Source organism: Anaerotaenia torta (genome assembly GCF_050433395.1).
Taxonomy (GTDB): Bacteria; Bacillota; Clostridia; order Lachnospirales; family Lachnospiraceae; genus Mobilitalea; species Mobilitalea torta.
Window position 1 is genome coordinate 156851 of record NZ_JBNPXH010000003.1, and the last position, 22767, is coordinate 179617.

General features: G+C 37.8%; 16 protein-coding genes. 15 read left to right on the forward strand and 1 reads right to left on the reverse strand.

The window, feature by feature from the left end; all coding sequences use genetic code 11:
* The first annotated feature begins 36 nt into the window (after positions 1 to 36).
* The 5 genes from ppdK (at position 37) to HNQ56_RS06795 (ending at position 6157) form a co-directional block, all read left to right on the forward strand.
* Complete coding sequence (ppdK, locus tag HNQ56_RS06775; protein WP_429144005.1) at positions 37 to 2655, forward strand: pyruvate, phosphate dikinase; 2619 nt, start codon at positions 37 to 39, stop codon at positions 2653 to 2655.
* 145 nt (positions 2656 to 2800) lie between these two features.
* Positions 2801 to 2899: a MerR family transcriptional regulator gene (locus HNQ56_RS06780; RefSeq protein ID WP_429144007.1), complete on the forward strand. Its 99-nt coding sequence runs from the start codon at positions 2801 to 2803 to the stop codon at positions 2897 to 2899.
* A 337-nt stretch (positions 2900 to 3236) separates the two neighbouring features.
* Positions 3237 to 3485 carry a hypothetical protein gene (locus tag HNQ56_RS06785; protein WP_429144009.1) on the forward strand — a complete coding sequence of 83 codons (249 nt, stop codon included), beginning with the start codon at positions 3237 to 3239 and terminating at the stop codon, positions 3483 to 3485.
* Positions 3478 to 3756 (forward strand): DUF4160 domain-containing protein, encoded by a 279-nt coding sequence (locus tag HNQ56_RS06790; protein WP_429144011.1) that lies wholly within the window; start codon positions 3478 to 3480, stop codon positions 3754 to 3756. Before HNQ56_RS06785 ends, HNQ56_RS06790 begins: the two co-directional genes overlap by 8 nt.
* A 409-nt stretch (positions 3757 to 4165) precedes the next feature.
* Positions 4166 to 6157, forward strand: a complete 1992-nt coding sequence (locus HNQ56_RS06795; protein WP_429144012.1) for a cellulase family glycosylhydrolase — start codon at positions 4166 to 4168, stop codon at positions 6155 to 6157.
* A gap of 79 nt (positions 6158 to 6236) precedes the next feature.
* Here HNQ56_RS06795 and HNQ56_RS06800 read toward each other — a convergent pair whose 3' ends face one another.
* Positions 6237 to 7331 carry an AraC family transcriptional regulator gene (locus HNQ56_RS06800; protein ID WP_429144014.1) on the reverse strand — a complete coding sequence of 365 codons (1095 nt, stop codon included), beginning with the start codon at positions 7329 to 7331 and terminating at the stop codon, positions 6237 to 6239.
* A 257-nt stretch (positions 7332 to 7588) separates the two neighbouring features.
* On the opposite strand from HNQ56_RS06800, the gene HNQ56_RS06805 reads away from it, so the two are divergent.
* From HNQ56_RS06805 to HNQ56_RS06850, 10 genes are read left to right on the forward strand one after another with little or no spacing between them, the layout of a single operon-like run.
* Positions 7589 to 8611, forward strand: a complete 1023-nt coding sequence (locus HNQ56_RS06805) for a family 43 glycosylhydrolase (RefSeq protein ID WP_429144016.1) — start codon at positions 7589 to 7591, stop codon at positions 8609 to 8611.
* A 48-nt stretch (positions 8612 to 8659) separates the two neighbouring features.
* A complete protein-coding gene (locus HNQ56_RS06810) occupies positions 8660 to 11551 on the forward strand; it encodes an extracellular solute-binding protein (RefSeq protein ID WP_429144018.1) in 2892 nt (963 codons plus the stop codon).
* Positions 11552 to 11591: 40 nt separating this feature from the next.
* On the forward strand, positions 11592 to 12545 hold the full coding sequence (locus HNQ56_RS06815) for a carbohydrate ABC transporter permease (RefSeq protein ID WP_429144020.1): 954 nt from the start codon (positions 11592 to 11594) through the stop codon (positions 12543 to 12545).
* A 2-nt stretch (positions 12546 to 12547) separates the two neighbouring features.
* Positions 12548 to 13432, forward strand: coding sequence for a carbohydrate ABC transporter permease (locus tag HNQ56_RS06820; RefSeq protein WP_429144022.1), 885 nt, complete (start codon positions 12548 to 12550; stop codon positions 13430 to 13432).
* Positions 13433 to 13462: 30 nt separating this feature from the next.
* Positions 13463 to 15013: a hypothetical protein gene (locus HNQ56_RS06825; protein WP_429144024.1), complete on the forward strand. Its 1551-nt coding sequence runs from the start codon at positions 13463 to 13465 to the stop codon at positions 15011 to 15013.
* Entirely contained in the window at positions 15010 to 15633 is a 624-nt protein-coding gene (locus HNQ56_RS06830) for a Yip1 family protein (protein WP_429144026.1), read from the forward strand. Before HNQ56_RS06825 ends, HNQ56_RS06830 begins: the two co-directional genes overlap by 4 nt.
* A 45-nt stretch (positions 15634 to 15678) precedes the next feature.
* Positions 15679 to 18294 carry a DUF5696 domain-containing protein gene (locus tag HNQ56_RS06835; RefSeq protein ID WP_429144028.1) on the forward strand — a complete coding sequence of 872 codons (2616 nt, stop codon included), beginning with the start codon at positions 15679 to 15681 and terminating at the stop codon, positions 18292 to 18294.
* Positions 18291 to 19214 carry a carbohydrate ABC transporter permease gene (locus HNQ56_RS06840; protein ID WP_429144029.1) on the forward strand — a complete coding sequence of 308 codons (924 nt, stop codon included), beginning with the start codon at positions 18291 to 18293 and terminating at the stop codon, positions 19212 to 19214. The genes HNQ56_RS06835 and HNQ56_RS06840 overlap by 4 nt, the downstream gene beginning before the upstream one ends.
* A gap of 13 nt (positions 19215 to 19227) precedes the next feature.
* The gene (locus tag HNQ56_RS06845) at positions 19228 to 20217 is read left to right on the forward strand and encodes a carbohydrate ABC transporter permease (RefSeq protein ID WP_429144031.1); all 990 of its coding nucleotides are present in this window, start codon (positions 19228 to 19230) and stop codon (positions 20215 to 20217) included.
* A gap of 46 nt (positions 20218 to 20263) precedes the next feature.
* Positions 20264 to 22582, forward strand: a complete 2319-nt coding sequence (locus HNQ56_RS06850) for a discoidin domain-containing protein (RefSeq protein WP_429144033.1) — start codon at positions 20264 to 20266, stop codon at positions 22580 to 22582.
* The last annotated feature ends 185 nt before the right edge of the window (positions 22583 to 22767 follow it).

Below are 22767 nucleotides of genomic sequence, written 5' to 3' on the forward strand. Positions count from 1 at the left end.
CATAATGTAAATATATTATAGGAGGGCACTTACAAAATGACGAAATGGGTTTATTTGTTCAAAGAAGGTAAGGCAGACATGAAGAACCTTCTTGGCGGTAAAGGCGCTAACTTGGCAGAGATGACTAACTTAGGCCTCCCGATTCCTCAAGGTTTTACAGTGACAACAGAGGCATGTACAGACTACTACAATAGCGGAAAGAAGATCAGGGATGAGATTAAAGATCAGATTTTCGCATCCTTAGCGCTTCTTGAAGAGCAGCAGGGCAAGAAATTCGGTGATACCGAGAATCCCCTGTTGGTTTCCGTGCGTTCCGGTGCGAGAGCTTCCATGCCTGGAATGATGGATACGATTCTGAACCTGGGCTTAACGGATGCAGCAGTAGAAGGCTTTGCCAAGAAGACTGGCAATCCCAGATTTGCATATGATTCCTACAGAAGATTCATCCAGATGTTCTCTGATGTAGTTATGGAAATCAGCAAATCCAAGTTCGAAAGAGTATTGGATGACATTAAAGAGAAGAAAGGTGTTCATTACGACACCGATCTGACAGCAGCAGATTTACAGGAAGTAATTGCCGGTTTCAAGGCTTTATACAAGTCAGAAAAAGGAGCCGACTTCCCTCAGAATCCTGCGGATCAGCTGATTGAGGCAGTAACCGCCGTATTCCGTTCCTGGGACAATCCCCGTGCGATTTACTACAGAAGAATGAACGATATCCCCGGCGACTGGGGTACTGCAGTTAACGTTCAGGCCATGGTATTCGGTAACATGGGCGATACCTCCGGTACCGGTGTTGCATTTACCCGTAATCCTTCCACCGGTGAGGCGAAGATCTATGGTGAGTACCTGATCAATGCCCAGGGTGAGGACGTTGTTGCCGGTATCAGAACTCCCCAGCCTATTAGCAAGCTGGAAGAGGATATGCCGGAAGCATATGCTGAGTTCATGAGAATTGCAACTCTCCTTGAGAACCATTACAGAGATATGCAGGACATGGAGTTCACCATTGAAGATACGAAGCTCTATTTCTTACAGACACGTAACGGCAAGAGAACTGCTCCCGCAGCTCTTCAGATTGCCTGTGATCTGGTGGACGAGGGCAAGATCACCAAGGAGGATGCCATCAAGAGAATTGAGGCGAAGTCCCTGGATCAGTTGCTGCATCCTACCTTTGACACGGCAGCTTTAAAGGCAGCAAAGCCTGTTGGCAGCGCACTTCCTGCATCTCCCGGTGCGGCAGCAGGTAAGGTATACTTTACCGCAGAGGATGCGAAGAACAACCATGAGAAGGGCGAGAGAGTAATTCTGGTTCGCCTTGAAACCTCTCCCGAGGATATTGAAGGTATGCATGCAGCAGAGGGTATCTTAACCGTTCGCGGCGGTATGACCTCCCATGCAGCAGTAGTTGCCCGTGGTATGGGTACTGCCTGTGTATCCGGCTGCGGTGAGATCGTAATTGATGAAGAAGCAAAGGTATTCACCCTTGCTGGCAATACAGTAAAAGAAGGGGATTACATCTCCTTAGACGGTTCTACCGGTAATATCTACATCGGAGACATCCCGACGGTAGAGGCTTCCATCAGCGGTAACTTTGACAGAATCATGAAGTGGGCCGATGAGATCAGAACCTTAAAGGTAAGAACTAATGCGGACACTCCTACGGATGCAGCGAACGCTGTGAAGTTCGGCGCAGAAGGTATCGGCCTTTGCCGTACCGAGCACATGTTCTTCGAGCCCGACAGAATTCCGAAGATCAGAAAGATGATTCTCTCCAAGACAGTAGAAGCGAGAGAGGCGGCTCTGAATGAGCTGATTCCTTTCCAGAAGAGCGACTTCAAGGGAATCTACGAGGTAATGGAAGGCAGACCGGTTACCATCCGTTTCCTGGATCCCCCGTTGCATGAATTCGTTCCCACCGATCCGGAGGATATTGCAGATTTAGCGAAGGATATGGGCCTGACTGTAGAAGAAGTAAAGGCTACCTGTGAAGGCCTTCATGAGTTCAACCCCATGATGGGACACAGAGGCTGCCGTCTTGCCGTAACCTATCCTGAGATTGCAAGAATGCAGACCAGAGCGGTTATGGAAGCAGCCATTGAAGTAAAGAAGGAAAAAGGATTTGACATTGTTCCTGAAATTATGATCCCTCTTGTAGGCGAGAAGAGAGAGTTGAAGTTTGTTAAGGATGTAGTTGTTGAGACAGCAGAAGCAGTGAAGAAGGAGATGAATTCCGATATCGAGTACCATGTAGGTACCATGATCGAGATTCCCCGTGCGGCACTGCTGGCAGATGAGATCGCTGAAGAAGCTGATTTCTTCTCCTTCGGTACCAATGACTTAACCCAGATGACCTTCGGCTTCTCCCGTGACGATGCCGGCAAGTTCCTGGATGCCTACTACAAGTCCAAGATCTACGAGTCCGATCCTTTTGCAAGACTGGATCAGGAAGGTGTTGGCCAGTTAGTGAAGATGGCTTCCGAGAAGGGCCGTGCAGCAAGACCTAACATCAAGCTTGGTATCTGCGGTGAGCATGGCGGAGATCCTTCCACCGTTGAATTCTGTCATAAGATTGGTCTGAACTATGTATCCTGTTCTCCGTTCCGTGTGCCGATTGCAAGATTGGCTGCGGCGCAGGCAGTTTTGAACAACTAGAGTTAATAAACTAAGTATATATTTTTGATTACGGAATAGCCTGTATCTTCGGATGCAGGCTATTTTTATAAATATAAAAAAACTATTACAATTGACGGGGCGATAAGTGTTATTATTATCTTGAGATATCTCAGGAGGAATGAAAATGAGTAAACCATTAGTTATTAATAAAGTGGCAGAGCAAATGGGACTGACGAGTCGGACTTTGCGCCATTGGGAATCTGAAAACTATTCAGCAGTATAAGAGATGTTGACTCGGATTGGCGAACTTATGATGAAAATGCAATATTATGTATTCAAATTACTGCTCTTCTAAGAAAAATGGATATACCCATCAATAGAGCCAGTGAAAATAAAATAATATGAGCCACATTCTGAAAGCAATGTTTGGCGGTGTTTTATTAAGCACCTTATTATGTATGTTTTGAAGTGTATGTTTTTGGGGTGTATGTTTTGAGTTAGAATAAAAAGAGGGATATATAGAATAAATAATGAATATGTGTTATACTAAGAAAAAATAATTGATTTAATTACAGAATGAGCAAAGGAGGTAAATAGCTATGATGTATCCATATATAACTTTGGCAGATGAAACAGAGATAGTACATTCTCATATCATTGAGGAAAATGGGTTACAATGTGTGGAAGTTCATTTTGAACGTCCAACGGAGGAAGGTTTTGATATAGCCAGGTGTTCACTACCGACGTATACTTGGATTAAAAGAGAAGGCTTTACTGATAAAGAGATTGAGAAATTTGACCGGTTTCTTCATAGCAATGCTCATTTGCTATACAAATATGCAGCTTCGGGAGGGATACAAATTGCCTAGTCTGTTCCAGGTTGGTGGGTATAAGGTATTCTTCTGGTCAAATGAAAATAACGAACCAATCCATGTTCATGTAGGTATGGGAAAGCCAAGTTCAAATGCTACAAAAATTTGGTTAACTGCTTCCGGAAGATGTATTGTTGCCAATAACGCAAGTAAGATACCGCAAGGTGATTTGAATGAATTATTGGATATTATATCGGCACAGTATTTTCTCATATGCGATGAGTGGAAAAATCATTTTAAGGAAGAAAAAATAAAATATTATTGCTGACAACTGAAATGAATATATTGGAGCATCCTGCCATGTAAAAATGACAGGATGTTTTTAAGTGAATAAAAAACCAGTAGTACAGCTTTATTTCTGAAAAATGTTTAAGGTTGCTGTACTCAATAAAGGTATGGTACCATGGAAAGAGATTTTGTAATGAAATATGAATCCAAGGATGCTTTACATGTGATTCAATAAGATGAATATAAATCAGGAGAGACTATGGAACATACCCCTTCGGGCTAATGATGCGCAGCTGCGCGTACGGAAGATAAAAGTTAAAATCGTAGACTTTTTAAGTCAAAATACGCAATTGACCCATAATAGACCATCATGGTACCATTAGTTATAACTAAATAAGTTATTAAGTTAGTTGAATAACGGTTATTAAATAGAATGAGGGGGATATGGAATGAAAGGCAGGTTATCTTTATGGAGCTTTATAGGCTTATTGCTATTATTATACATACTACCTGTTAATGTACATGCAATGACTGGAGAGGATGAGAAAATAAATATAAAAACAGAGGATTTTTTATATACGGACGGGATTCATATTAAAAATAAGAAAGGAGATATTGTACAATTAAGAGGTTGTAATTTAGGCGGTTGGCTTCATTTGGAAGGGTGGATGGACGGAGGCTGCAATCATGTGGATTATGATGTCAGAACCAAATTAATCAGTCGGTTTGGTGAAGATAAGGCAGATGAATTACTGGATTCATATCAGAATGCAGATATAACAGAAGAGGATTTTGCTTATCTATCCTCGATGGGAGTCAATTTTGTAAGAATTCCTTTTTACTGGATGGAAATTCTAACGATAGACGGTAAACTTAAAGATAATGCGTTTGCACAGCTTGATGATGCGGCAGCATGGGGAACGAAATATGGTATCTATATACTTCTTGATCTGCATGGATCACCGGGAGGACATACTTCCGGCTGGTTAACGGGTGGTCAGATCGGATCGAATGAATTATGGTCTAGTTCTACATATCAGGCATGGACGGTTAAGCTATGGACAGCAATTGCTGAACATTATAAGGGTAATCCGGCGATAGCAGCATATGGGCTTTTAAATGAGCCATTGCAGGATGATCCATGGTATGGACATAATAAAATACAGGATATGTATACAACATTGTATAAAGCCATTCGTGAAGTAGACCCTGATCATATTATTTCCATGGGTTCCTACTATAAGTTGGTAGATTCAGATGCTGATTTGAATGGTTACAGAATTCAAAATTTTAATGACATTGCATCCATGGGAAAGCCGGAAGGTCATGGGTGGAATAATGTAATCTATGAAACCCACCATTATTTCCCGGGCGAAGTAGATGCTGATATTAATGTAAAAATCAAGCAGGATGCGAAGTTACAATCTGCTTTTGCAAACCAGCAATTAAAGATAATCAGGACATTTCAGTTGGCCTACAATGTTCCTGTATTAGCAAGTGAATTTAACTTTTGGCTGGTAGAAGATGCATGGGATATATGGTTAAACGGATTGAATTACTATGGAGTTTCCTGGACTAATTGGACTTATAAGACAACAGTCACAGATACATCATTAAGCTGGGGGCTCTATCACAATCCAAGTGGTATTCAGTTCGTTGATTTTGACCAGGACAGCGCCTACAATATCGCTAAGAAGTGGAGTACCTATACGACGAAGCAGTACAGAAGCAATAAATTTTTAGAAGAGCTATTTAAAAAGTATTCAGACGGAAGTTTTACTTCTGTATATTACATAAAAGGTGAACCCATCGACCGTAAAGAATGGATCATAGATGCATATAAGGAAAGCTCTGCTTCAGAAAAAGCTGCCAATATGATTGACGGGGATTTAACGACATATTGGTCTAGCGGAGATGTGCAAAACAGTAGTAAAAGTCAATTGATTGAGCTGGATATGGCTAAGCGATATCCTATCAATAAGATAACAATGTATACGGAGAATGAAAATGCAGCAAAAGGCTATGAAATATACCTTTCAGAGGATGCGAAAAAGTGGAATCTCATAGCAACTGGAGAAGCACAAACAGGAAAAACTGCGGTTACATTTGAGGCACAATATGCACAGCATATCAGAATTGTTCAGACGGGTGAGGAACACAATCGAGTTTGGATGATTCATGAACTTAATGTTATAGCAGCCTCTGATAAGGATATCAAAATCAAAGAAAATGATCAAATTGAAGTATTTATTGAAAATGATAATAATACCCATAAGGGAATGGAAGCCACTGATCATGATAATAAAAAAGAAGGAGAAATTGATATAAATAAAGTAAAAATTAATCTGCCATATTATATCTGCTTTATAATAGGTACAGTCTTAGTATTAGGCTTTAGCGGTGCCGCAATAATGAGATATAAAAATAAAAAAAAGAAATAAGTTCTCTTTCTATAGTATACGGGCTTGTACATAATGACTTATTCAGTTATTATATGTAAGCCCATTTCACCCTTAATCATTATATTTCATCATTAGTATTTTTGCTCATATTATCTTCATTCCCGTTCTTTTGGAAACGCTTTCGATATTCCTTCGGGCTGACACCATACCGTTGTTTAAAGATACGGAATAGATGTGTTGTATCCGTATAACCAACTGCTTGTCCTATTTCCCAAAAACATAAGTTTGTATTGGCGACAAGTTGTTCTGTAATATCAAGACGCATTTTTTTTATGACATTTGAGATGTTATCGCCGGTTTTTTCTTTAATGAGCCGGCTGATATAGTATTTATTAAAATAAAATTCTCTTGCCAAGTCATCTAACGTCACTGTCATAAAATTATCCCTTATATACTGCATAATGGCATTTATTTTATCGTCATTTTCCATTTGGATGGATAAATTTACTGCAGTATCTTCATAATTTCTCATCAGATAATAGAATATCAGCATGGTCATATGGTTCAATATATCAGCGGTATATCTTTGGCTTTCATATTCTTCATAAAATAATTTTATAAACATTTCTTTAATCTCTGCATCGTTCTTAGTATCAAAGATTAATATACCGTTATTTTCTTTGGAATAGATAGAATTCGTATAAAAGTGAGATAAGATATTTTGCTTACCAATTATAGATCGAAACACATGATCAAAACTGCTATTTTTAATAAGCAGGTTCAAAACAATACTATCATTATATACATGGAGGGCGTGATTAACACCGGGAGCAATCACATAAAGTTCTCCCTCTCGATGTGTTCGTTTGGTACTATTTATTTCATGTATAAATTCACCGGAGGCACAGTATACAATTTCAAAAAAATTGTGTTTATGATTAAATGAATAAGCATAACGGTCGTGTTTTATTAACGTTATGTCATGGTTTTCTTTAAAGTATTGTTTCTCGGGGAATACATCAGTTAAGCCGGTAACAATAAAAAACTGTCTTGTCTGGTCATCCGTGGGCTCAGATAATACCGCATTATGCCTGGGTGTCTCCCATGCATAATTATAACCTTTGTTATAATTAGATTGTTGATATTTCGTCTTGTTATAAAGTTCAATCTCTGTATATTTATGTATAAACTCTCTGAATTCATCCATGTTCATAGATTTTCCCCCTTATTTGGTTAAACTATATATCTTTTATGTGATTTTGTCAATTGAGACTGTGGTGATGTACAGTGAGTTATATTATTTGCTGCCATCGACTGGCTAAATTCTTTATTTGAATAGCAAAATCAATGCAGCAAAATCAACAATGTGCAAAGTCAAATTCGACACTTAAAGAGAGATAAATAGTTTGGTATAATGTGATTGTTGAAGTTATTAACAAAATGACACAGAATATTAGGGAGAAATGACAAATGAAAACATTGAATTCATTTTATCCGGGTCAACCCTGGAAGGATACTGACGGGAACTTAATTCAGGCTCATGGGGGTTCAGTGCTATATCACGAAGGTACCTTTTATTGGTATGGCGAAAATAAAGAAAGATATGTTGGAGGAGGTAGTAATTGGCATTGGGGTGTAAAGCTATACTCCTCAAATGATTTATATAACTGGAAAAATGAAGGCATAATTCTTGAACCGGTAGATGATATAAAAAGTCAGTTGCACCCGGATCGTATTATTGACAGGCCACACATTATTTATAACAAGAGATCCAAGCAATTTGTAATGTGGGTAAAGTTTGCAGGCAGCAATGAAGATTCTAGAGATTGGTCTGTACAGCAGATGGGGATCGCCGTATCGGATGACATAAAAAAGCCGTTTCGCTTGATTAAAGTGATTCGTCCATTAGGGATGGAAATGGGAGATTTTGATTTATGGGTAGATGAGAGGGACGGCAAAGGGTATTTTATCGCTGACAGAGTACATACAGAAATTATTATTGCAGATCTAACTGACGACTATTTGGATGTAACCGGTTATTACTCATCGCATTTTCCGCATGCGGCTCCTCCAATTGCAAGAGAAGCGCCGGCATTCTTTAAGCATTTAGATAATTATTATCTTATCTCCTCCGGTACTACAGGATATGATCCCAATCCGTCAGAAATAGCTGTATCAAAATTGATGCATGGTCCTTATGAGGTTTTAGGAAATCCATGTGTGAATGACACTAAGAATACAAGCTTTGATTGTCAATTCAGCAGTGTATTTAAACATCCCACCCGATATGGACTCTATATAGCCATAGGTGATCGGTGGATGGCAAAAACATCGAAGCTAAACGGATGGGATGTAGCAGAGACGAAAGAGGCTGCCTATATCTGGTTACCAATCCGCTTTGATGGAGATAAGCCTTATATAATCTGGCAAGACGAGTGGAGTCTTAACGAATATGAAGTTAATGATGGACCCAAACCATGGTGGAAAAATTAATCTGTATGTAAATGAATGTACTAGATAACAAGAAGATAGGAGCATTGAATGAAGAAGTTAGTAGTATATGTCATAGCAGCTTCGCTAATTTTATTATATATGAGACCGGTTTTTGCTTTAGCAGAGGATGCACCGGTTAGTCTGTCCCTGGATGAGGTTTCGCAACATAGCGGCTATGTTGATTACTTAAATAAGTATAAAGACGTAGACTTTCTGGATAATGAACAATATATTCTTGCTGAGGAATATACCGAAGCAAAGGGTACGGTAAGTAAAGAAAGCTCATTGCCGGGATATGAAGGGATATCAGTTGTAGGACAGGAGGATAGTACCATTACATGGACCATCACTGTACCGGAAGCAGGTTTTTATCAAATTTATGTAGAATACTATCCGGTAAAAGGTAAGGGCGGAGATATTGAACGCAAAGTACTTATTAACGGAGAAGTACCTTTTAAAGGGACGGATGTAGTATTATTTTCAAGAATTTGGACACTTGCCAATGATATTACTAGCGATGCGAACGGAAATGAGATTCGTCCGAAACAGGTAGAGATGCCACAATGGACAGGCACTTATATAAAAGATTCCAGCGGTAATTTTAATGATCCGTATCAATTTTATTTTCAAGAGGGTAAAAATACATTTTCTCTGGAAGCAGTAAGGGAGCCCCTTGCAATAAAGGGTATTTTGTTTACGAGAATAAAAGAATTACCAAGTTATAATGAAGTTAAAGAGGAATATGCTGAAAAAGGTTATCAATCAGTGGATGATTCCATCACGGTTACTATCCAGGGAGAACGAACATATCAGACTTCCAGCTCTACTTTATACCCTATTAATGATAGAAGCTCAGCGTTAACCCAATCTTCTGATGGTACATGTGCAGCCGATGATTTCAAAAAGGTTTCTAAAACCAGATTGAATATGGTTGGTGGAGAGAACTGGAAGTCTGCCGGTCAATGGATATCCTGGGAAGTACAAGTTCCGGAAAGTGGTCTTTATACCATTAATATAAAGTATCGTCAAAAGCTGATTAATGGTGTTAGCGTGAATCGCAGTATAAAGGTTGACGGCGAATATCCTTTTAAAGAAGCTAAGGAAATTGCATTCCATAATAAAAACACATGGCAAAACAAAATAATTGGAGATGATCAACCTTATTTATTTTATCTTGAGAAAGGGCAGCATACCTTAACTCTTGAAGTAACGCTTACAGAGGATTTGGGAGAAATTCTTGATCTGATTGAAGACTGTGTTTATGAACTGAATAAAACCTATCGGCAAATGCTCGTAATCATCGGAACAACTCCAGATACGAAAAGAGATTACAGCCTTGAGAAAAAGGTTCCTGAAGCAATAAAAATTTTGGAGGAACAGTATAAGGCATTATCCGTTGTACAGGAAAAGATCAAGGAATGTTTTCAGGGATCGAAAGGTATGAATAGTTCGGCTTTGGAGCAATTGATCTATCAAACAGAGCTTATGTATAAAAATCCTGATAAGATAGCAAGGAACTGGAATACCTTCAAGGATAATATTGTATCTTTAAGCTCCTGGGCCTTAAGCATTAAGGAACAGCCACTTGAGATAGATTACATTAATATTGCTTCTAAAGATGCAGATTTACCAAAGGTGGAAGCCAGCTTTTGGCAAAAGCTTATTTTTGAGATTCGCAATTTTTTCGCCTCCTTTACCGAAGATTATGACAGTATCGGTAATGTATATGGAACGGAGGCCCTAACTGTTTGGGTGCTGTCAGATTCCAGTGGCCGTGATCAGGCGCAGATCTTAAAACAAATGGTTGATGAATCATTTACACCTGAGAAATCGATACCAATTAACATTAAGATTGTAAATGGCGGTGTTATGTTATCAGCGGTTTTGGCAGGGAAAGGTCCGGATGTAGCACTTCATATGGGCAATTCAGATCCTGTAAATTATGCGTTGCGAAATGCCGTTGTTGATTTAACGCAATTTGCGGATTACAATGAAGTTCTTGAAAATTTTTATAATGCCAGTATGACACCCTATGAATATGATGGAGGGGTTTACGCCCTTCCAGAAACTATGGATTTTATGGTTATGTTCTATCGAGCGGATATACTTTCAGATTTAGGTATCGCAATACCGCAAAATTGGGATGAATTTCATGTTGCGACCTCAGTTATTCAAAAAAATAATATGCAGGTTGGACTACCCATTGGCGCTGCCGCTAATTTGTTGGCTTCCTATACTATGTTCCTTGAGCAAAATAATTGCAGCCTTTATACCAAAGATGGTATGAGTACGAATCTTACATCGGAAGAAGCGATTGAAGCATTTCAGACATGGACTGCAATGTTTACTGACTATACGTTACCGGTTTCCTATGACTTAGCAAACCGTTTTAGAACCGGCGAGATGCCTTTGGCAATTTCTAATTATACCGCATACAACTATTTATCTATTTTTGCACCTGAAATTAAAGGGTTATGGGGAATTACCATGGTTCCCGGTACATTACAGAAAGATGAGAGCCTGGATCGAACCTCCGTCATATCCGGTACATCTTGTGTCATACTGGATGATTCTGATATGAAAGATAACGCATGGGAATTCTTGAAATGGTGGACTTCAGCTGAAACCCAGCAGGAATATGGGAATAGTGTAGAAAATTTACTTGGTGTTTCAGGACGTCTTGCTACAGCATCGAAAGTTGCCATAGAACTTCTTCCTTGGAGTGAAAGAGACTTAAAGGTATTAAAGTCGCAATTGGAGTATGTGAAGGGGATACCAGAAATCCCAGGTGGATACATGACATCACGTCATATTCAGAATGCATTTTATAGCGTATATAATAATAATGAAAATCCCAGAGAAGTATTAGAAGAATATGCACTTAATATCAACAATGAGATTACCAATAAGAGAATTGAATTTAACTTACCGGTAAAGTAAAGGGTTTTATTCTAGAATAAATCGGCAGACAGGAGCAGAAATGAACAAGAAAGAAGATAGATTAACTAAGATAGATTATGTGAATTATATTAAAATGCAGAAGGTTGCGATGAAGCTGAACTTCCGTAAAAATAAAATATCCTATCTTTTTATTGCACCATTTTACACTATTTTTTCGGTATTTTACATCATTCCGGTGGTAATCTCTATTGTATTAAGTTTTACATACTTTAACGTTCTTGAATCGCCTAAATTTATTGGATGGCAGAACTATGTAAATTTATTTTTTGCCGATGATGTATTTCTTATAGCAGTGAAAAATACATTTTTGTTTGCAGCAATTACAGGCCCGATCAGTTACATAGCCTCATTTCTTCTTGCGTGGCTGCTCAATGAGTTACCCCGTAAATTGCGTGCAATCATGGTTGTTGTTTTTTATGCACCAACGTTATCAGGGCAAGTATATGTTGTATGGAATGTTATGTTCAGCGGTGATGTATATGGATATATCAATGGACTTTTAATGAAATCAGGTTTAATAAATTCGCCAATCCAATGGCTTACAGATGCGAATCATATAACACCAGTATTAGTATTAGTTGTTCTATGGACCAGTATGGGCGCAGGCTTTTTATCTTTTGTTGCCGGTCTAAAGGGAATTGATAAATCAATTGTTGAAGCAGGATGTGTGGACGGTATTAAAAACCGGTGGCAGGAACTATGGTTTATTACGCTGCCATATATGAAACCTCAACTCATGTTTGGTGCGGTAATGACAATTACGTCCTCCTTTGCAATCCATGATAAGCTAGCGGCGCTGGCTGGTTTTCCGAGTGTAGATTATGCTGCCCATACTATCGTATCTCATTTAATCGATTATGGAACCATTCGTTATCAAATGGGATATGCTTCAGCAATATCAACGATCTTGTTTGTAACAATGATTGTGTGCAATAAATTAGTACAGTTTATGCTTAGAAAGGTTGGTACATGATCATGAAAGATACGTTCATAGCGGCAAGAAAATTTCGATTAAGACATCGTACACTAAACAGATCTTTTGGCGGAGATTTTACACTAACAACTTTTTTATTACTGATAAGTGCATTTATGATGCTGCCAATTATTTATGCGGTATGTAATGCTTTTAAACCCTTAGATGAATTATTTGTTTTTCCTCCAAGATACTTTGTGCGGCATCCTACCTTTGAAAACTTCCGTGATGTCGTAGTACTAATAGGTGAATCATGGGTTCCGTTTTCCCGATATGCTTTTAATACTATTTTTATAACAGCAGCAGGTGTAACCGGACATGTTATTATTGCATCACTGGCTGCCTATGCATTTGCAAAACATAAATTCATGTTTTCTAAGGTCTTGTTTGGATTAGTTATAACAGCGTTGATGTTTTCATCTTATGTAACTGCAATACCAAACTACCTGATTATGAGTAAATTAAAATGGCTGGATACCTATTGGGCTTTAATTATTCCGCCTTTGGCCTCGCCCCTTGGACTTTTTTTAATGAAGCAATTTATGGAACAGATACCGGATTCCATATTGGAGGCGGCTAGGATTGATGGAGCCAGTGAAATTTATACATTCTGGTATATCGTAATGATAAATGTAAAACCAGCCTGGTTAACCCTTATTATATTTTCATTTCAAGATTTTTGGAATATGACGGGAAGTACCTATATTTACAGTGAGGATCTTAAAACACTGCCCTATGCCTTGTCACAGATCTCCTCAGGAACAATAGCACGGGCCGGAGTATCAGCTGCGGTTGCAGTACTAATGATGATAGTACCGATTATTGTGTTTATTATAAGCCAGTCTAATATTATTGAAACTATGAGTACTTCAGGTATGAAAGAATAACAGTTGATAATAGCATTGAGAGGGAATTTTATGAATTTACGCTCAGATACAAAAAAAATTGCAGTATGTTTACTGCTTATCTTTACAACTATAAGTAATCCGATGAGCGTTTCTGCAGCAGCTCCATATAACAGTTACAGCTATAACTATTGGGGGGATGTTGTAGTAGAGCCTGCGCCTTATACCGTGTTCGATGTTATTTCAGGCAATGATGTTTCAAAGGAACTTGGTGATTTTAACAGCCCGTCGGATATGTTTACAACAAATGGACGTATTTATGTTGCAGACAGTGGTAACAACCGAATTGTTGTTTTGAAAGAGGATTTTACATTAGATTTTATAATAACTGAATTTGTAGTCCCGAATCAGGATAACAATCGTGAAGAGGCAAGTGATGTAACAGAAGAGGATAAGGCCAAACCGAATATCCCGGATCCATATTCCTCCCATTTCAATAACCCGCAAGGGATTTATGTATCAAATGAAGGACATATTTATGTGGCTGATACCTATAATAGCAGAATTCTTGAGTTTGATGATAAAGGGCAGCTTCTGCGAATGATTGGAAAACCAAATACACCACTTTTATCATCCTCTTTTACATACAAACCTATGAAATTAGTAGTTGATGATGCAGGTAGAATTTATATTTCTGCATATGGAGTTAATCTCGGTCTTATTGAATTATCTCCGGAAGGAGAATTTAAGACCTTTACCGGCGCAATTGAAGTTACAACTAATTTTGTTGATTATATATGGAAGCATTATTTTTCAACGAATGAACAACAGGATAGAATGGTATCCAATATACCGACAGAATACAGTAATCTATTCATTGATAACAGACAATTTATATATGGAACAATAAGCACACTCAGTGAGAAAGACATTGCTGCGGGTGCAGATGTTATCAGGAGACTAAATCCTTCGGGAAAGGATGTTTTAAGACGCCTGGGAAATCTACCGATTGTTGGAGATAGGTCAAGCGAAGGTGATAGATCAAAGTTTGTTGATATAACAGCACTTGAATCCGGTGTTTATTTTGCTTTGGATGCTGTTCAGGGTAAGATTTTTGCTTATGACTATGATGGAAATCTACTTTTTGTGTTTGGAAAGTTGGGAAACCGTTGGGGTAATACCAAATCTCCCATTGCATTAAACTGTTTGAACAATGGAACAAGACTTTTAGTGTTGGATTATCTTAACAATTCCATATATGTTTATGATATTACAGAATATGGATCCAGTATTCTGCATGCATTAGAGTTTGGCTATGGCGGTAGTATGAAACAGGCTGTTCAAGCCTGGGAGAATGTGTTAAGGCTTAATTCAAATAATGAGTACGCATACTTAGGCATTGGCCGCTATTATCTTCAAGAGAAAGAATACAAAGCGGCAATGGAGTATTTTAAAAAGGTAAATAATCGATCGTATTATAGTAAAGCATATTCTCTGAATCGAAAGTCAATTATGCAGGATAGCTTTGGAATATATATCATGCTTTTTATTGCAGTATCGGCAATTATTACATTAATTACCGCAATTAAAAGGTTTAACGCAAAAGTGAGGAGGGAACGATGAAAACCTTACAAGCATTAAAATTTTCACTAAGAGTAATATTTCATCCCTTTGATGGCTTCTGGGACCTAAAAAACGAGAAACGTGGTAATCTGAAAAGCTCACTTATTCTCTTGGTTATGACAACAATTATTTTTGTAGCAAATATTCAGATGACGGGTTTTTTATTTAACTATAACAATGTAAATGAGATTAATCTATTTGCAAATATTTCAATGGTACTTTGCTTATTTATTTTATGGTGTACTTCCAATTGGTGCCTCACATCCCTAATGGATGGAAAAGGAAACTTCAGAGATATTGTTATTGCTACTTCCTATTCTCTGACACCGTATATATTGCTTTCAATTATAATGTTAGCAGTCAGCCACTTTTTTACCCTTGATGAAGGAGCTTTTTATTACACCCTACAAACTGTTGCACAGCTCTGGACCGGTTTTCTGCTTTTCTTTGGAACATTGGTTACTCATCAATATAGTTTAGGTAAAACATTCATTACAGTTATTTTAATTATTGTAGGAATGATAATTATGGTATTTATCGGGCTATTGTTTTTTAATGTAATTCAACAGGTCATATCCTTCTTCTCGATTCTATATCGTGAAATTACATTAAGAACATAATACAAAAGGATAGTTATTCCATTCATGAAAGGGAGTGTTGCGTGAGTGAAAAAAGGAATAATAGCGGTATGCCTTCTAATTGCTTTAGGGCTTATTACAGGCTTTGCTCTTCTTTTTACTTCAAAGGAAACAGGTAGCAGTAAACAGGAGGCAACTGATCACGAGGCTGCGAGCTTTGAATATGTAAATACAGAATTAAATACTCCTTCCGGATCTAAACCCGGAACGGAACATATGAAGTTTATTAGCGAAAACGATACATTGGAGATGTATGCAAATACAATGACAGGTGAGGTTGCTGTCGTAATAAAGGATACCGGAGAAGTTTGGTTTACGAATCCTATCGATGCATTGACCGATGAAGCTGCGACTCCGGGTGCAAGGAAGATAATGGCGTCCCAATTAATCCTCACTTATCATGATAAAAAGGCAGTAGAGTATACCATCAATAGCTACGAAGAATGTATTGAGAATCAACAGTTGAAATATAAACTCACTGAAACAGGAATAGAATTCCAGTATGTTCTCGGAGAATTTGAAGAATCCATTATTATACCACGATGGATCAGTGAGGAACGAATGCTGCAATTTCTGGACATGATGGATGATGAGGATCGTAAATTTGTAAAACGGCAATATAAATATATGTCACTTGCTGAGATTAGAGATAAAGAAAAAGCGGAATATTTAAACCAATTTCCTGTTCTGGCAGAACATCCTATTTACGTTCTCAGAGATAATTCAGAATATCGCCAGATTGAATTAATGGAGATATTTGATGAACATGGATATACAAGAGAGGATATGACCAATGATAACGAAGTTAATGGATATACAACGAACCGATCTGATCCTTACTTTGTAATACCCTTGCAATACATTCTTGATGAAGAACAACTATTAGTGACGATTGATAGCAGCAGGATAGAATACGACAATATTAATTATCCTTTGGCTGATATCTCTGTATTACAGTATTTTGGTGCTGCGAAAAAGGGCAATGAGGGTTATATGTTTGTCCCGGACGGTAGTGGAGCATTAATTTCCTTTGATAGTGGAATGAAGAATACACCACAGTACCAACAAACCGTTTATGGCCGGGACCTTGCTTATCGATTGGAAAGTGAACTGGAAGCGGATTATGATTTGATGATAAAGATGCCTGTATTTGGTATGAAGATAAATTCTTCTGCTTTCTTAGCTATCATTGAAGAGGGGGATGCATTAGCAACTTTATATGCTAATGTTTCCGGTAAAACGGATTCCTATAATTATGTGAATTCTTCCTTCAGATATTTGCCTTACGGTCAGGTTTCTTTTAGTGGTATTATGTCTGAAAATGATAAGCTGTATATGTATGCGGATCAGCCCTATCAAGGAAACATATCGTTATGTTATTGCTTCCTTTCAGGAGCAGATGCTGATTATTCAGGTATGGCATCTGCGTATCGAGATTATCTGGTTGATAGAAAAAGTCTTTTGGAGGACGGTGCTTCTGACCAAGTACCTTTTTATCTTGAAACAGTGGGAGCTGTTAACTTAAGTAAAAAATTTTTTGGAGTCGGCTATCATAAAACCGAGGCTCTTACCACTTACGGACAAGCTGCTGAGCTTGTTAACATGCTTCGTAACGATGGAATCAGTAACATCATACTAAATTATAGTGGTTGGTATAATGGAGGCTTGAAAGGAACATCAGCGATACATTTATCTGAAGTAAATGCGCTTGGAACCAGGGAAGATCTGAATAAACTGTTGGAATTATTAAATACTTACGGGCTGCGTTATTACTTTGATGTTGATCTTCAATATGTTTATCAGGATAAATGGTTTGATGGCTACAATGCATCAAAGTGGTCACCAAAATACATAGACAAGTCAACGGTGTTTGTACAGAACTTTGATATCTCCAATGGTAGAATGATTGGAAAAGAAGCAAATCTGATACGAATTGACAAGATGGATAATATGATAAACGAGTTTATGAAGTCAGCTGCCAAACTGCCGTATCGATCGTTAAATATTGGAACACTGGCAAATACTGTTTACTCTGATTTTACACAAAATATGCAGTATAATAGACAAAACTCATTGGAGGTAAATAGGGATAGCTTACAATCACTCATGGATAATGGTTACAAATTAATGGGTGAAAATGCAGCGGTATATTCGCTTTTTGCTCTTGAAGATATTGTAAAAGTCCCCATGTATTCAAATAATTATTCCATTATAACAAAAGAAGTACCTTTTTATGAGATGGTCATCCATGGTTGTATTGATTATGCAGGTGAAATTATGAATCAATCATCGGATTATAAAACAACATTTCTAAAATCCATTGAGACTGGTGCCGGTTTATATTCCCAGTGGATTTATGAACCGAATTCAATCCTGAAGGAGACAGATTTTGATTATTTGTATTCAGTAAATTATAAGTCCTGGTATGACGAAACCATCAAGATGTATCAACGGATGAATGAAGATATGGCTAGTCTTATGAAACTTAAAATAACGGATCATGAAGAAGTAATGAATGGTGTAAAACGTACAACATACGAAAATGGAATTTCAACGATTGTGAATTATAACATATCAGAGGTTGTTATGGACGGAATAACAATACCTGCCAGGGATTATGCAGTGATAGGAGGAGCAGAATGAAACACACAAAAAGGCGAAAGCGAACCATAAGGCAGAAAAATGCGATCGCAGGTTATTTCTTTATATCCCCATTTATCATTGGTTTTATCTGGTTTATATTACTTCCAACCATTGAATCCATAAGATATAGTGTTAGCAACATGACACTTGATACAAATCAATATGAACTAACAACGGTTGGCTTGGTTCACTTTAAGAAGGCATTATTTATTGACACAATATTTAATCCAACATTAATAAACTCAATTAGTGAAATGATCATAACCGTACCCGTAATCTTGATTTTTAGTTTCTTTATAGCTAATATCTTAAATCAAAAATTTCATGGCAGGGCTTTGGCTAGAGCAATCTTTTTTCTACCTGTAATTGTTACTTCAGGTGTTATATTAAAAATGGAAAGCAGTGATTTGCTATTACAGGCATCCTATGAAATGGTGAATGGAACAGCAGCAAGTGAAATGACAGATTTCCAAAGGCTTTTTGATATATCAAGGTTTCTGAGGCAATATACAGGACTCAACGGACCTTTATTAAGAATCATTACAATGGCGACTGACGGAATTTATGATATTGCTATTGCTTCAGGGGTTCAGATTTTAATATTTCTGGCTGGGCTCCAGTCCATATCACCATCCATATTTGAAGCATCTAATATTGAAGGAGCAACAGGCTGGGAGAATTTCTGGAAGATTACATTACCTATGGTAAGCCCATTAATATTAGTTAATGCAATTTATACAATCATTAATAGCTTCACCAATGCATCCAATGAAATGATGATACTAATCGATGACACAATTTTCGGGCAAGTTCAATTTGGCTACGGATCAGCGATGGCATGGATATATTTTGTATTAGTAGCGCTGCTTTTGGCGGTGGTTAGTTTGTTAATGTCAAAATTAGTATTCTATGAAACTTAAGGGAGGAAAACACATGGAAGACATCACAGATTCTAAATTTATAATAAACCAGAAAATAATGCGTTTATTTCGTAAAATCCGCCCTTTTCATTTATTATGGTCAATCGTTCGATTTGTAATTATTTTCGGTTTATGTTTCGTTATCTTATACCCCATTATCAAAAAGGTATCCGCGGCAGTAATGGAGGAACAGGATTTATTCGATGCAACGGTAGTATACTTAGCAAAACATTATACTTTAGACAATTTCAAGACCGCATGGGAATGTATGAATTTCCCTGAAGCTTTTAAGAATACGCTTTTTTTATCTTCCATATGCAGCATTCTTCAGCTATTATTCTGCACGCTTGTAGCATATGGGTTTGCAAGATTTGAATTCCCTCTTAAAAAATTTTGGTTTGCCTGTGTCATGTTCGCGATGATTATTCCACCTACGACACTTATGCTGCCACAATTTATTACATTCCGCTATTTTGATTTATTTGGGATTATGAAATATATAACCGGGCATTCGGTAAATACAATTAATACACCGATACCTTTGATCCTGCTTTCAATTACGGCTACAGGTTATAAAAATGGATTATACATATATATGTTGAGGCAGCTTTTTAAAGGGCTTCCTAAAGAATTAGAAGAAGCTGCCTATGTAGACGGTGCCGGTAGGCTTCGCACGTTTATTCGCATTATGTTACCCAGTGCTGTTCCTATGATGACAACCGTATTTTTATTCAGCTTTGTATGGCAATGGACGGATATATACTACTCCGGTTTATTTTTAAATGACTATAAAGTTTTATCCAACCAATTGGGAAGTTTATCTTATAATGTGGCAGCCTCCTATGGCAGCGTAACCGGAACGATGTCCTTTGTTAGCTCTGGGTACCTGTCAATGGTGAATAATGCAGGGGTGCTATTGTGTATCGTACCATTACTTATATTATATCTAGTTCTTCAAAAACACTTTGTAGAAAGTATTACACGTTCAGGAATCGTAGGCTGATCCGTAAATCTCAAAAGAGATTTCGTATAAAAAGGGAGGTATTTTAATGAAAATGAAACAAAAAGTCATTAGCGTTTTATGTATACTGGCAATGGTGATTGCTATGTTTACAGGATGCAAAAAAGAAAAATCAACAAATGATGCCAATACAGACGCATCAAAACCGAATGAAAACGCTGAAATTGTTACTGGAGATATTTCAGCAGATGAAGAAGAAACACTGGAAGGAAAGTATGATTTCGGTGGAAGAGTATTCAAAATTGCATCATGGTGGGATATTACACCGAAGGAAGGGGTAAATGAACAGACGGATGCTTATATTGAGAGAATTAAAACCATCGAAGACGCATGGAACTGTAAGATTGAATGGGTAACAGTAAATGATACCAGTTCTACTTATATTACCTCTACTCTATCCGGAGAACCGGTAGCTGATATCGTTCGTGTGTTAAGTTATGATTTATTACCTGGTTTTATTGAAGGTGGCATTGCCTATCCACTGAGTGATCTAAAAGCGTTTAACTTCGATGACTATAAGTGGATTGATTCTGTTACAAATTACGGTACCTATAAAGGTAAGGTTTACTGTATGGATATTAAAATGTCCGATGACAATGCAGTACGTTATGGTGTATTCTACAATAAATCTATGTTTGAAGATTATAATCTTCCTGATTTGGGAGAATTATACGCCAATGATGAATGGACCTGGGATAAGATGCTGGAGATTGCAAAGCAAGTGGTTACTGATGTAGATGGCGATGGTGTAACAGATATCTATCCCGTCGGCGGTGAATACTATATGTACAATTTGATTGCGTCTAATGGTGCAGATATTGTTGCCCGTACGGATACAGCAGCTGTTGTGCAAAATCTGAATGATCCGAAGGTAATAGAGGCCCTTGACTTTGGAGCAAAACTTAACAGCGAAGTATTAATTGGAACAGGGGATGCCGGTGCACAATTCCGTGACGGTCAAATTGCAATGGCAGTTTTAGAATGGTGGCAATCAGGTAATTTCTATACCAAAGACGGAATTCGTCAAATGAATGACAACTGGGCATGGGTACCTTTCCCGAAGGGACCTTCTGCAACGGAATATTATTCTTATGGCAGAGAAATTTCTCCTTATATTATGTTAAAAACCTGTGAAAATCCGGAAGATGTAGCGATTGTATTCAATGCAATTACAGATTTTGCAGAAAGTGACGAACAGTGGGATGAATGGCTGGAAACTAAAGTAGAAGTACAGGCAGATGATGCTGCAACTGTTAATCATGTTGTTGAAATGATTAATAAAGCTAATACATTGATTAATCCATTACAAGGATTCTCTAATATTTTCAGCTTAGTTAATACTATGTTTGATGAAGTTTGGAATAAAACATCTACCTCACAAGTTGCTTTGGAAGCCTATGCAAGCTCTATCACTACCGCTGTAGAAGATGCACAAAACACGGATTTTAATGCTAACTATCAAGCATTGGTTGAAGCAGCAGATAAGAGTAAATATAACGAGCCTACGGATGGTAAAGCTCTTGATACTTCAACATGGACGATTGAGGTATATAGGACCAATGACGGTGATGATAAGGCATACATGATTGATGGGGATGGAGCAACCCGGTGGGCAAATGGAGAAGCACAGCTTCCGGGAACCATGGATCAATGGATTTCAGTGGATTTAGGTTCTGTTCAAGATTTTAATAGAATTATGATGTGGACGCCAGGCGGCGATACAGCGAAGGGATACGAGGTATTTGTATCAGAAGATAATATGAACTGGACCTCGGTAGCAACTGGTGTGGCAAGTGAATACTTTACAAATGTTGATTTTAATAATGTGAAAGCAAGATACTTCCGTATTAATCAAACCGGTGACGGACCTACAAATTACTGGAGTATCAATGAGCTTCGAGTATTCTTAATGGAGGGCATTTATGTAGAGCCTACAGAAGTGAAAGCACTTGATACATCCAAATGGACAATTGAAGTATATAAAACAGCTGATGGTGATGATAAGGCAAATATGATTGATGGCGACGGTGCAACCCGTTGGGCAAATGGAGAAGCACAGATGCCAGGAACCATGGATCAGTGGGTAATGGTTGACCTTGGTTCTGCACAGGACTTCAACAGAATTATGTTGTGGACTCCAAGTGGCGATGCTGCGAAAGGATATGAGGTATTTGTATCTGAAGATGGTACGAACTGGACTTCTGTTGCAGCTGGTATTGCTGATATGTATTTTACAAACATAGATTTTGATACTACAAAAGCAAGGTATTTCCGTATTAATCAGACTGGTGACGGTCCCACGAATTACTGGAGTATTAACGAACTTAGAGCATTCTTAGTTGACTAAGTTCAAGGACTGAAATAAGAATGATTAAAGCGTCAAAAGCACCTCCGGAAATGTGCGCAGCACCTTTAAACGCTTTAATCATAAGAATCAAATAACAACAAATGCCTTCTGCCGGAGAAATCCGGCGGAAGCATATTAACGATAAACATGAATGGTTTTATAACAATACCAAATATCAAATAGGA